Annotated in this window: 11 protein-coding genes; 3 read left to right on the top strand and 8 right to left on the bottom strand. The window is 37.2% G+C overall.

Features of this window, described 5'->3' with window-relative positions; all coding sequences use genetic code 11:
• Both B2C77_RS20065 and B2C77_RS20060 read right to left on the bottom strand, forming a co-directional pair.
• Complete coding sequence (locus B2C77_RS20065) at positions 1-927, bottom strand: iron-hydroxamate ABC transporter substrate-binding protein (RefSeq protein WP_077706646.1); 927 nt, start codon at positions 925-927, stop codon at positions 1-3.
• Entirely contained in the window at positions 899-1729 is an 831-nt protein-coding gene (locus B2C77_RS20060) for an ABC transporter ATP-binding protein (RefSeq protein WP_077706645.1), read from the bottom strand. The genes B2C77_RS20065 and B2C77_RS20060 overlap by 29 nt, the downstream gene beginning before the upstream one ends.
• A gap of 310 nt (positions 1730-2039) precedes the next feature.
• On the opposite strand from B2C77_RS20060, the gene B2C77_RS20055 reads away from it, so the two are divergent.
• Positions 2040-3089 (top strand): NAD(P)/FAD-dependent oxidoreductase, encoded by a 1050-nt coding sequence (locus tag B2C77_RS20055; RefSeq protein WP_141130803.1) that lies wholly within the window; start codon positions 2040-2042, stop codon positions 3087-3089.
• Positions 3090-3471: 382 nt separating this feature from the next.
• Here the strand turns inward: B2C77_RS20055 and B2C77_RS20050 are convergent, their stop codons facing one another.
• The 6 genes from B2C77_RS20050 to B2C77_RS20025 form a co-directional block, all read right to left on the bottom strand.
• Positions 3472-4485 (bottom strand): LacI family DNA-binding transcriptional regulator, encoded by a 1014-nt coding sequence (locus B2C77_RS20050; RefSeq protein WP_077706643.1) that lies wholly within the window; start codon positions 4483-4485, stop codon positions 3472-3474.
• Between the two features lie 239 nt (positions 4486-4724).
• On the bottom strand, positions 4725-5474 hold the full coding sequence (locus tag B2C77_RS20045; RefSeq protein ID WP_077706642.1) for an inositol monophosphatase family protein: 750 nt from the start codon (positions 5472-5474) through the stop codon (positions 4725-4727).
• Positions 5464-6330, bottom strand: a complete 867-nt coding sequence (locus B2C77_RS20040) for a glycerophosphodiester phosphodiesterase family protein (protein ID WP_176087379.1) — start codon at positions 6328-6330, stop codon at positions 5464-5466. The genes B2C77_RS20045 and B2C77_RS20040 overlap by 11 nt, the downstream gene beginning before the upstream one ends.
• Positions 6331-6345: 15 nt before the next feature.
• Complete coding sequence (locus tag B2C77_RS20035; RefSeq protein ID WP_077706640.1) at positions 6346-8061, bottom strand: ABC transporter permease; 1716 nt, start codon at positions 8059-8061, stop codon at positions 6346-6348.
• A 16-nt stretch (positions 8062-8077) separates the two neighbouring features.
• Positions 8078-9079, bottom strand: coding sequence for an ABC transporter ATP-binding protein (locus tag B2C77_RS20030; RefSeq protein ID WP_077706639.1), 1002 nt, complete (start codon positions 9077-9079; stop codon positions 8078-8080).
• Positions 9080-9293: 214 nt separating this feature from the next.
• Entirely contained in the window at positions 9294-10361 is a 1068-nt protein-coding gene (locus tag B2C77_RS20025; protein WP_077706638.1) for an extracellular solute-binding protein, read from the bottom strand.
• Between the two features lie 707 nt (positions 10362-11068).
• Between B2C77_RS20025 and B2C77_RS20020 the strand changes: the two genes are divergently transcribed.
• A complete protein-coding gene (locus B2C77_RS20020; RefSeq protein WP_303046198.1) occupies positions 11069-11560 on the top strand; it encodes a DUF2332 family protein in 492 nt (163 codons plus the stop codon).
• A gap of 89 nt (positions 11561-11649) precedes the next feature.
• Positions 11650-12579, top strand: coding sequence for a bile acid:sodium symporter family protein (locus tag B2C77_RS20015; RefSeq protein ID WP_077706636.1), 930 nt, complete (start codon positions 11650-11652; stop codon positions 12577-12579).
• Positions 12580-13027 lie beyond the last annotated feature (448 nt).

The following is a 13027-nucleotide window of genomic DNA, read 5'->3' as shown; positions in this document are numbered from 1 at the left end:
TTATTCCCCTAAAAATTTTTCTTTGAAAAACTCCAATTGATATTCAAGTGTTGACGCATCATTAAAGTAAAATTCTTTTCCATTAACAACAAATATTTGATCATTTTGTACAGCAGGAATGCTTCGGAACGTATCCGACTCTAAGTAAGAAGTATCTTCTGCACCAGATTGATCACTAACAATTAAATAATCACCTGCAAAATCAGGGATAACTTCTTCTGAAAGAGCGTAATAACCATCTTTTAACGCCTGTTCTTTCACTGATTCAGGCATTTTTAGTCCCATGGCTTGATAGAGAATTTCGGTACCACGCCCCCAATTATCGCCAAACACATACCATTGTTTATCGAACTTTTCGATGACAGATACCGTAGCATCTTTGCCAATTTTATCTTTAATTTGTTTACCGACATCTTTTGCTTCTTTCTCAAAATTTTCTACCCACTTGCGGGCTTCTTCTTCCTTGTTTACGAGCTTGCCAATTTCAATATGTTGATCTAGGTAACCAGCTTTTCCGTAAGTAAATGTAACGGTCGGTGCAATTTCTTTTAACTTGTCTATATTTTTAGTGGAAGATAAGCCGATGATTAGATCTGGTTCTAGCTCGATGATTTGTTCCAAATTATCTTCAGAAACGGTGGCAGCGTCTTTTAATTCTTCAAAACGCGGGTTATCTTTCGCCCATGAGTCAGCACCAACAACATGGACGCCAAGTTTGATTAAATCTCCAGCAAATTGGCTAAGCACAACGACACGTTGCGGGTCGGCAGGAACTTCTACAGGACCGTCTTCAGATTCATAGGTAATGATATCTTTTTCATTTTCTGAAGCTGCTTTATCGTTATCTTCTTTCTTTTCATCGTTCGTATTACAAGCACTAAGTACAAGAATGAGGATGCTAAATAGCAGAATGAATTGTTTTTTCATCGTTATGTTGCTCCTTTTGTTTAATTAGATCGTAAGTGATGCAGATTGGTTTACCTGTACGTGGGTCTTTCCCTATTTCTCCGTCTATTTCGTATACATTTCGTAACATTTCTTTGGTAAGGACATCTCTGGGACTCCCAGTTTGAATAATTTGTCCCGAACGCATGGCAAGCAAGTGATCACTGAACCTAGCCGCTTGGTTGATATCGTGTAAAACCATTATAATGGTTCGACCTTCTTGCTTATTCAGTTGCTCTAGCAGTTGAAGAATGTCTAGTTGATGAGCCATATCGAGATAGGTTGTTGGTTCATCAAGTAGAATGATGTCCGTTTCTTGCGCTAAAGCCATGGCAATCCACACGCGCTGTCTTTGACCGCCAGACAATTCATCTACAGTGCGGTGTTTAAAATCTATTATAGCAGTTACCTCCATTGCCCAATGAATTACATCGATATCTGCTTGTTTTAATTTACCTAATCCACTTTGATGTGGAAAGCGTCCGTAAGATACCAATTCACCAACTGTTAATCCGCTTGCGCTATCTGGTGATTGGGGGAGGATGGCCATTTTCTTAGCAACGTCCTTTGTTTTCATCATGGCAATTTGGGAACCATCTAACAGGACTGAACCACCTTCATAAGGGATGATTCTTGTCATTGCTTTTAACAAAGTGGATTTTCCACAACCATTACTACCGATGATGGATGTGATCTGCTTATCAGGAATAGTAACGGATAAATTTTGTATAATGGGCACTTTGTCATAGCCAACAGTTAAGTCATTTGCGGTTAAACGAAACATTTTCTTATCCTCCTTTCTTTATGTATATAGCGAAAGGGTAAAGTTTATTGATCATACAGTGGAATTTTTTGAGAACGTTTACTCCCTGAATAACAAAAAATTGATTTACCCTTTAATTGAAAATGATTATCAATACCAGAATAATATACCGTATCTTTTTGTTTGTCAATTGCTAGTATTAAAATTAATATGGTGAAAAGCAAGCTTTATTAGTAACTCTACAAAAAGGGTTGCAACACGTTGTAAAATATTATAAGATGGATGCAACTGATAATCATTTTCAATTGTGAGGAGCATCCAAATGATTCATATATCTGAGGCAGACGTGTATGATGTAACGATTGTTGGAGGAGGGCCAGCTGGGCTTTTTTCAGCATTTTACAGTGGTCTACGTGAATTGAAGACGAAAATTATTGAATATCATCCTTTTCTTGGTGGAAAAGTGAATGTATATCCTGAAAAAATTGTCTGGGATATAGGAGCGATGCCACCACTTCCAGGACAACAAGTTGTCGAAAATATGGTGCAGCAAGGGCTTACCTTTGACCCTGAGGTAGTGTTCAATGAGGAAGTTGTATCCATTGACAAAAATGAAGCTGGTTTCTTTGTTGTGAAAGCGTCCTCAGGAAATGTGCATTATTCTAAGACCGTAATCGTAGCAGTTGGTGGGGGGATATTAAATCCAAAACGTTTACCACTTGCTAATGCGAGCGACTTTGAAAATAAAAATCTGCATTATACGATAAAGAATTTGAAAGATTTTAAGAATAAGCGTGTATTAATTTCTGGTGGGGGAAATTCTGCCACGGATTGGGCTAAAGAATTATCAGGTATTGCGAAAGAAGTATATATTGCATGTAGAAGCGATTTTTCTTGCCATGAATCCCAGATTACATATTTACAAAATCATTCTGTTGTTTGCTTCACGCAAACTGAAATATCGGAATTAATGGCAAATGCCTCTGGCGATCGGATAGAAAAAGTAGCACTGAAAAATCGAGAGTCAGGTGTAAAGCAATATATTCCGATTGACGAGGTTATTGTGAACCATGGCTATGAGAGAGACAAATCATTATTAGAGGACAGCCCACTTGATATTCAAATCTTTGATAATTATTTTATAGCTGGATCAAGCAGTAGTGAAAGCTCTATCCCTGGCTTATTCGCTGCAGGAGATATTTTACATCATGACGGTAAGCTTCATCTTATTGCTGGTGCTTTTCAAGATGCAGCAAACGCAGTCAATCAAGCCAAACTTTACCTTGAACCCGAAGCAACGAAAACAGCAATGGTATCCTCTCACAATGAAAAACTATATAGACGGAATGAAAAAATCGTAGCGGATTTATTGAGGGAATAGAAAAATGCTGGTCTAAAGAGGAAGTATAAAGGACAGGTCAGATAAGGTTTATGAAAGGAAGGCGAGACTGATGGCATAAGCAACACTAAAGCTTATGCCATAGGTGATTTTGGCTGAACTTTCTAAGATGGCTAGGTTGTCTTAGCCTTCCTTTTGAGACGTAAAGCAGCCTTTAGAAAATGTTTTCTGAAGGCTTTAATTTTTGAAATGAAAATTTACAAGCTGGATAAAAATTTATGGAACACAATGAATTATGTTTTGTCATTTTGCCTTTTTATACGATAGAGCCACATTAACTATTGTAATAGTACAAACAAGCAAAATTACCTCTGCCCGTTTTTGCTTATATCTATTTATATGACAGTAAAACGGATGTTACATATCATTTTGTTATTGAAGCACAGCTTTTCCGTTCAATAATATGTGTTGCTATTTCTACTTTTTTAGCTAGTTTCCTGTATCCTTTGATCCGTTCTAGAACGGTAATAATCGCTTCTTGCCCCATTTCATTTGTATTTACTTTTAATGTAGACAATGGGGGGTAAATATATTCCGTTGTATAGTCACCATTAAATCCAATGACCGACATGTCTTCTGGAACCTTTAGCCCTGCATCTTGCAATGCTTGCACTACACCAATTGCTGTTGGGTCGTTAGCAACAAACAAAGCCGTTGGTATCTCTTCAAGTTCTAGTAATTTTTTAGCGATTTCTTGCCCCGCTTCTATTCCCTTGTCTCCAAAAATAATCCAATCTTCATGATATAGATCTAGTGCTTTCATATAATTGGTGAAATGCCATTTGCGTGAATCAGTGTTTAATAGATCAGATGATTCTTCGGCACCTAAGCAGCCAATTTGTTCATGACCAAGTTCTCTTAAATAGTCCAGTACCTTATACACAGCCTGTCTTGTATTAAATGAAATATGGTCATATTGATCGGCATAAGGATTTGCAAGACCAATAACAACTACATGTTGCGAATGAATATACTCACGAATAAAATCATGTTCATCTTTGGAAAGATTTCCGAGAATAATGGCGCCATCAAAAGTCGTATTCGTAGTAGAGATCGTTGTTAAATGATCCAGTGGTAAACTTACAATGGTCACATTCTTCTTCAGCGCCATATGCTCTAATCCATTACGAATGGAAAAGTAGAAGGCTCTATCTACAGTGCTTTTAAATGCTTCATTGTTATGAATCATTGCCACATGGTATTGCTTTGGTTTTGTCCTTTTTTTACGTAAGGGCTTATATCCTAATTCTTCAACGGCCGCCAGTATTTTCTCTCTCGTTTCATCCGTCACTGTAATGGTTTTGTCGTTATTTAATACGCGTGAGACAGTTGTTTTAGAAATACCAGCTTTTTTGGCGACGTCCTCCAACTTCACCATAAAAGCACCTCCAATTTTTGGCTTATTGTGAATCAAAATGTAAGGTGCTATGCCACATCAGCTGGCGATTCCAGCACCTTACATGATCATTTCGTTCCAATAGGTTTTATTAAATATCCCTGAAAGGTTCTCCATGAGAGCTTGACGAGCAGCCAAGTTTTTCTAAGCTCTTTATTCATTTCGTGTTGATAAGAAGCGCTGTAATAGTCTTAGTGAGCAAGGTTTATGCTCGTTATTTTTTATAAATCCCCCAAAACACTTTTCCTTTCGTGTTTGTTGATTTCTTCAAGAAACTCGTTCCATTTTGTACCTACTAGAACGGTTTGATTTTCTGTCACCTCTACAAGTAAGCCGACCATTTCTGCGAAGATAACCGCGGCTTTATAATCCCATGCTTGTTGATCTCTTCTATAAAAGCAGCTCGCTTCTCCAATTGCTACTCGAATGATTTCGATAGCACAAACTTCTAGGTAACGAACACCTTTAAAGCGATTGGCAAATGCTTCATATTTTGCTTCCTTTAGGTAGCTGGGGTTAATATGGATAATTCCATATGCTGCTGTTTTTGGTCGGGTAAAAGGTTGACCATTAATAAAAGCTCCCAAGTTGGTATGAGCGTGATATAGTGTGTCTTCCTTTACATCAAAAACGAGTCCAAATTTTTCTTCATTTCCTTCGAAGGCGATGGATATAGCAAATTCACGATGACGATAAATGAAGTTTGTCGTTCCATCAATAGGATCAATGTACCAGCTATTTTGTTTGTTTCCTGATTTTGATTCTTCCTCACCGACAATGCTATCATTAAATCTGTTGCTAATTTCACGAATAATATGCGTATTAAGTACTTTATCTAGATTGGTAACTAAATCTTTATCGTGATCTTTTTCTTCTATATTTTCAATGGAATGTTGCTCTAATAGAAGTTTGCAAGAGTCGATTAAGTTGATTGCAAATTCATATCGTGGCGATGTAGGTTCAAGGCTCATAGACGAGATTAACTCCTTTTTGTTCAAGATATACTTTTAATGGTAGTGGCCAATCTGTTTGAATAATATCAAAACCCATCTCTAGCAGCTTTCCCCACCCCAAATCTGGGTCTTCCAATAAGGAGATATCGTCGTCAAATCCACCGCAAAGTGATAGGCGATCATTCCAAAGAACAATGGCGTTAATCATGGTGTGGTAGCCCATTTCTCGAAGTGTATGTAAAGTTTCCTTTGATACATAAGTTGCTTGCGGATCATCAAAGATCATTTCAAATCCAATGATATTAATGTGATCACGATACGACATAATGGTTTTAAAGTCAGTTTCACTCCAGACCTTTGGCAACGTCATATATTTCACCTCATGCTGTGCTAATACTTCCAAATAATCGGTTGCTTCAACATCTGTTTTAATTATAATAGATTCTCGTTGATCTTCAAATTGATCGAAATGTTCCAAAAGCTCTTTTCCCCATTTCTTGGCATGATCAACATGTAATAATGTATGGGGATGCTTTTTCATAGCTGCCATAAATTGTTTCACTGTTGGTGGGGAATCGACAGCTTGCATATTCATATTCAGTAAAGGCATACGACTTAATGCATCAGAGGTAAATTCGCGAAATTTTTCTTGTTGATTCAAGCGAATGGGCTCTTCATGCTCGTGAAAAATATAAAAGATACCGTCTTTTGATCGACTAATATCAAATTCTACAATATGAGCACCTTGACGAATGGCATTCAGCATGGACCGATATGTGTTGTAGGAAATATTCCCTCCTGCCGACCCTTGGTGACAAGCAATTAAGCAATCATTTTTTTCCAATAGATTGTTTAAGATAGTGGTGTATTTCATTTTGTACATCCTCCCTTATTTCTTCTTTTCTTTTAATAACCAGCCATAAACGATCGAAACGGTGATGGCGGCAATCGCCATCAAAATTGTCGAGAAGACATAGATTAATGCTTGTGTATCGCCAGTCGCTTCCACAGATGTATATCTGCGAATCAATAAACCGAGCGGCTCCTTTAAAGGATGCGATAAAAATGCTGCGATGTTATAGTCCGATAGTAGTGAGTTGAAATTTAAGACAATTAATGCGAGAACCGTTGGCAGGAGCATAGGTAAGACGATTCGACGAAACGTGTAAAATGAACTCGCGCCGAGCGATTTTGCAGCCCGCTCATAATCCTGATCCACAGATTGATAGGAAGCTCGTAATAGTCTGGAAGTAATCGGAATGAGAATAATGATATACGCTAGCACTAATATTTCGGTTGTACCGATTAACACCTTGTTTCCAATAATTAATTTCGGCTCATCATAAGTGGTTAAAAATCCAATTGCGATTAACGTAGATGGTAGCATCCATGGTATTAAAAATGCATATTCAATAAACTGGGTAAAAAAATTGTCATGCTTTCTTCTTATGCCTACACCTAACAAAACAATTATTGTAACTGCAATTGCTGCTTGGATAGAAAAATTAGCACTATTAAAAAACGGGGTAATCTTTTCTATATCATGAAATACTGTTTGATAGTTATCTAGAGTAAATGCGGAAAAGCTTAATTTTACTTCATGAATGGCAGCAGAATTGGTAAAAGAGAATGCAATGATTAAAACCACTGGCATGACATAAATGATAAACAGTAGGTAAGCTATAGCATGAACAAAGATATGAAGTGTTTTATGATTAATCTTCTGTTTGACATATACTGCTTTTGTTTTTGATATAGAGAAAAAAGTTCCACCTTTTTCGAGTTTCGTGAATAAGATTAATAGCAAAATCGTTGTCAGTCCGAGTACTAACGAAAGCATAAGTGCCAACCCTTGTGACCCAGGGATTTTATTTAATTCTAAAATTAATGGGGCAATGGTTTGAAAGTCTTTTCCGCCAATAATTAAGGGAGCAGCAAATGCACTTAGCCCGCCCAAGAATTGCAAAATAGTAATGGCAAAAATGGTAGGCAACACGACAGGTAAAACAATTCTTCTTATAATGTAAAATGACGAAGCACCCATGTTTTTAGCAGCTTCAATCGTGTAGTTGTCAATGGATTTAATCGCATTTCCTAAGAACATCATATGTGAGGTTGTCGTAGATACTGTCATTACAAACAGAACAGCCCAAAACCCTCCAAACCATTGCACATTAAAATTAGGGAAAAACGAAGCAAGTGTCTTTGTCACAATCCCGTTTTCGCCGTAAATCATCGAGTAGCCTGAAACCAATATGATTCCGCCATAAATAAATGTTGTCATATATCCAATTTTTAATAGTTTAGCTCCTCTTATTTCAAAGTACTCGGAAACAAGTACAATAAAGACCCCAACAATATTCGTGGTAATTGCTAAGGATATAGCTAAGATGAAGCTGTTTTTTAACCCATCCATGGCAATGGGCGACTCGAATAGCTTACGAACAATAGCAAAGGAAAATCCTGATTCTGTTCGAAAACTTGCTAGAATGATGTTGAAGTTTGGATATATGAGAAAGGCAATGACAAACCATAGTAGAAAGGCGCCGATTAGTAGACGCATACTATTTTTCTTCCATTGTTTTACGTTTATAAGTTGTTTCATGTCTTTCATCGCCTCCCTACAAATGGATGAAATCACTTTGCTTTAGATACAATGTTACGTTATCGCCAATATTCATATGGTTAGAAAGGTCTACCTCGACATTGCGAAGTGTCAGTCCAAAAACGGTTTTGAATGTATATTTGCTATAAAGCCCAAAATATTCCACGTTTGTTACGACAGCATCCAGTTCTATCGCTTCTTTGATAGGCTTTGTGTGTACATGATTTAGACGAAGGTAGCTTTTCCCGCTTGGACGAGAAAGGTTCTTAGCGTTTAAAAAAGTAGCCAGTTCTTTTGTTTCTAAGACGTTGCTATCACCTATAAATGTTGCTACAAATTCCGATGTTGGGTTGTTAAATACATCGTTTGGCGTGCCCAGTTGTTCCAGTTTTCCATTGTTGAAGACAGCAATTTTATCAGACATTGTTAATGCTTCTTCCTGGTCATGTGTGACATAGACGGTTGTAATCCCAAATTGCTTTTGCAGTCTTTTTAACTCTACTCTCAATTGGTTTCGTAGTTTTGCATCCAAATTGGAGAGGGGTTCATCTAAGCATAAGATTTTTGGTTGAAGCACTAATGCACGGGCAATGGCAACCCGCTGTTGCTGTCCGCCAGATAGTTCGGAGGCGTTTCGCTGTAAATGCTCCTCGTTTAAATCAACCATCCGAGCAATTTCCAATACTTTCTCTTTTATTGCTTTTTTTGATAATCGTTTCACTCGTAACCCGAAGGCAATATTTTCAAATACATTCATCGTTGGAAAAATCGCGTATGATTGAAAAACGATGCCAACGCCTCTTTTTTCTACGGATTCCTCCGTCACATCTTTTCCATCAATAATAATTCGTCCTTTAGACGGAGAAACAAACCCTGTAATGGTTCGAAGTAAACTTGTTTTTCCACATCCAGAAGGACCTAACAGCGTAAAAAATTCGCCTTCATTGATCGTGATGTTAAGTTCATTCATGGCAATAAAATCATCATAGGCAATTTCAATATCTTGTAATTCAATCATTCATAATCCCCCATTGGTGGAATGACAGGTGTTTATTATCAGACAACCTGTCATTCATTATTGCGAATATAAGTTGTCGTATATGCAGATTGCAAAATTGCTGGAACATAGAAGGTAACTTAATTTTGGTTAAAGGCTTTTAGATCATAATTCTGTCATGCTAACCAATAGTGGGGGATGGAAGAATATCCCCCTTCATTACTTTCATGTTAGTTTACTGTGCATATTCAAGTGCCATTTTTTCACGCCATGCATCCATATGCTCATAGATATAATTCCAGTCAAGTTCTTGTGCTTCTAAACGATCAAGCAATGCTTGTATCTCTCCACCAATTTTCTCTAGTGCTTCTTTATTTGCTGGGGCTTGTCCAGTTTTTTCTCCCCAAGTTGCTTGGACGTCGGCAGAACCCCACCAGTTAATAAATTCTTCTGCGTTTTCCATTTTCTCCTCGTTACCAGTATGAATCTTTCCTACAAGAGCAGGTAAAAACGGTGTACCTACAGAAGGTTCCATAATATCTAGTTCGATATTCTTGTCACGAGCAACGGAAATCACGCCGCCTCCCCAAATGAATCCTCCCGTTACGTCTTCCTTCAGTGCTTCTTGCCAATCTTGCGGAGTTGGATTTACGGCATTTGCATAAATATCTTTTACTAATTTCCATCCTTCTTCTGATACGCCATGCTCACCATTATCGTCCAGATATCTTACAAGCATGGAAGCGAACAGAACAGCACCTGTCGTTCCAGAGGGTTCGAAAATATAGTATTGATCTTTATATTCGGGTTTTGTTAAATCAGGCCAATCTTGCGGTACTGGTGGTTGATTATTCCCACCAACTAAATCTTTATTGTACGTATAGTGAACGGTATCGATGGCCCATGGCCAGTAGTTGTTTTCTGGTCCAACTAAACTGGAATCGATATCTTCTGCCCAAATAGGAGTAAATGGTGCTAATATATTATTTTCTGCTAAAGCTAAATGCTCTAATGGAGAGCCTCCCAAAACAACATCCGCGAGTGGATTATTTTTTTCAGCGATAAGTCTGTCTTTCATTTCTCCTCCACCAGCTTGCACAAATACAACTTCAAAATCGAAATTTTGCTCTTCTACTAAACTTTTAGCTACTTCCTCGCGATCACCAGAAATTTGGTTGGTATACACGACTAATTCCGACTTCTTATCTGATTTTGCTTCAGTTGCTTCTTTTCCTTCCTCACTGCAAGCGGTAATGAATATAAGGGTTGAAACTATTCCAAGCATGAGCAATAATTTTCTCATAGTTACTCCTCCATTTTGTTTTAGTGAAATAAAAGATAAACTAACTGTTAGTTCACTGAAAATAATATATTGTGCATGTCTGCATTGCAATAGAAATCGGAATATTTTACAATCATTTAACGCTATATTTACAAACGAACAATTGGTATGTATGCGGAGGGGAATCTTTTTTATACATATTAAGAGGTTCTGTCAGATGCGTTTGGTGATATTCTATTTACAGATATTCTTTTCAATGGAGTACCGACTTTTTCATCGGCATACGTTTCATCTCGGGACCAATGATATGAAAATGAGTTCGTGTCACAGGAGTAGAAGCCGACAATGGTTGCGTCTTGACCAGCAAAGAAACACGTTTATGACTTTGTGTTAGTGTAGGGGCGCTATAAATACAACACATTTACTAAAGATATAATGAAAATGCCGTGAAACTCCTTTAATAAAAAAACGACCACAGTTCCAACTGTGGTCATTAAATACGCCATCTTTTAATTAAGAGATTGTGTTATCGATCTGAAAAGGCAGAATAGTCATACGCGTTTGCCGAACAGGGGGCTATTTCATTAGCATTTCTAATTTGGCTTCCGTTTATTAAATTGTATGATAAAAAATGAATGCAACAAGAAAAAGGTAAGGGAGCGTTACTATAATTTATATAACAAGAAAGCAGATCGTTTTGGTGCCCCTCATTCTTATGTGCATATAACATCAGAGATGAAAGGACTGGAATGCCTGTTCTGTATAAAGAAAGTCCACTAGTTGCATGGCGAGTTGGCGTTGATTTGTATGTGAGTGAAGTTAATAATCCTGAGAATGTAAATTGGTTAGAAGCTTTGATTGGGCCAGGACATAAGCATAGATTAGGTTTGTTCAGAAAGGCTGTGCAACAGATGCAAGCCTGTCCTGTAAAGTTAATTGAGGGAGATGGGGTGGTGTTACTTTCTGAAATTGCTAAGCAAGCATCTCATAATGCGTCCTTATGCATTTTTCATACGCATGTAGCAAATCAAATGCTGCAAGAGGTAAAGCAACAATTGCTAACAAGCATACAAAAAGTGGGTGAAAATAGAGACATTTTCCATTTATATAACAATATATGTGATGCAAATCTTCATCTAGATTATGTGATAAAAGGGGAGAAACATATACATATTATTGGCCAGATAGATGGACATGGCAAATGGTTTAGCTGGAATTAGAAATTACCGCTTTAGTGATGACGACGTAAAATTCCTACTAAATTAAATATTCACTTTGTGGTAGAATATTTGGAATAGGAGGTAGGAAGATGCAAGCATTTATCAAATTCAGTCACTTTATCGGAAAAACATTTGCTATTTGGGTATTGTTGGTGGCGGTAATAGCTTTCTTGTTGCCAGAGCAATTTTTATGGATTGGTAATTACATATCAATTTTGTTGGGAATTATCATGTTTGGGATGGGGATGACATTATCGGTGCATGATTTTCGGGAAGTCGCTCGCCAACCGAAAAGTGTAGCTATTGGTGTTGTTTTACAATTTTTGTTCATGCCGCTTATTGCTTATGGTTTAGCAAAAGGGTTAAACTTACCACCAGAAATTTCCATTGGAGTTATTTTAGTTGGAGCTTGTCCTGGAGGTACAGCCTCTAATGTCATGACATTTTTAGCAAAAGGGAATACAGCTCTTTCTGTTGCTATCACATCTGTATCCACATTGCTTGCGCCTTTGTTAACACCTGCCATTATCTATTTTCTAGCGCAAGAGTGGTTACAGGTATCCGCATCAAGCATGTTTATGTCGGTTGTAAAGATTGTCTTGTTACCTATTGTTTTAGGATTAATTGTCCAACTTTTCTTAAAAGAACAAGCAAAGAAAACCGTTGATATTATGCCCCTTGTCTCTGTAGTTGCTATTGTTTTAATTGTTGCTGCTGTTGTTGCAGGTAGTAAAGACAAGATCATCGAATCAGGCTTGCTCATATTTGCAGTTGTAATATTACATAATGGGTTTGGTTATTTAGTTGGCTTCTTTATTGCGAAGTTATTTAGACTAACAAACACGGATCAAAAAGCTGTTTCTATTGAAGTTGGCATGCAAAATTCAGGTTTGGGTGCGGCATTAGCTGCTGCTCATTTTAGTCCGCTTGCAGCAGTTCCTAGCGCCATCTTTAGCTTTTGGCATAACATATCCGGGCCCATACTGGCAACATATTGGGCGCAAAAAGCGAAGAAATAATGGAGAAGTAGCCCTGCTATCTGTGGGTGCTTTTTCCTTTCATTACGGATTTCTGCTTGTTAAAATAAAGCTCATTTGCTTATGGTTTAGAAAGAAATATTATTAAAAATTAAAACAGAACTTAAATAGGTTTATGCAGGAATAAAACTAGAAGAAGCGGTAATAGCTAGCATGCGGTTTTGGTAGCTAATTAAAAGGGCTTAATCCATTCAATATCAATAGGTTTATTTATTACATCGTAATAACCACTATTATAATGGATTAAACGATTTTCATAAATACTAAGTCCAATTTTTTTATTATCCGACATAATGGTAACATGGACACCTTTTTTGATGATACACCTCTATTTCACATTGTTGTTCATTTTTCTAACATTGCATTTGCTTAAAAAATGAACTAATTTAATTTGCATCTGTTGAATTATCTGACACAAACTCAAAATCTA

The organism is Virgibacillus dokdonensis, from assembly GCF_900166595.1.
Lineage (GTDB): Bacteria > Bacillota > Bacilli > Bacillales > Amphibacillaceae > Virgibacillus > Virgibacillus dokdonensis.
The sequence above is the reverse complement of the archived record's forward strand: the minus strand, read 5'-3'. Positions and strand labels throughout refer to the sequence as shown.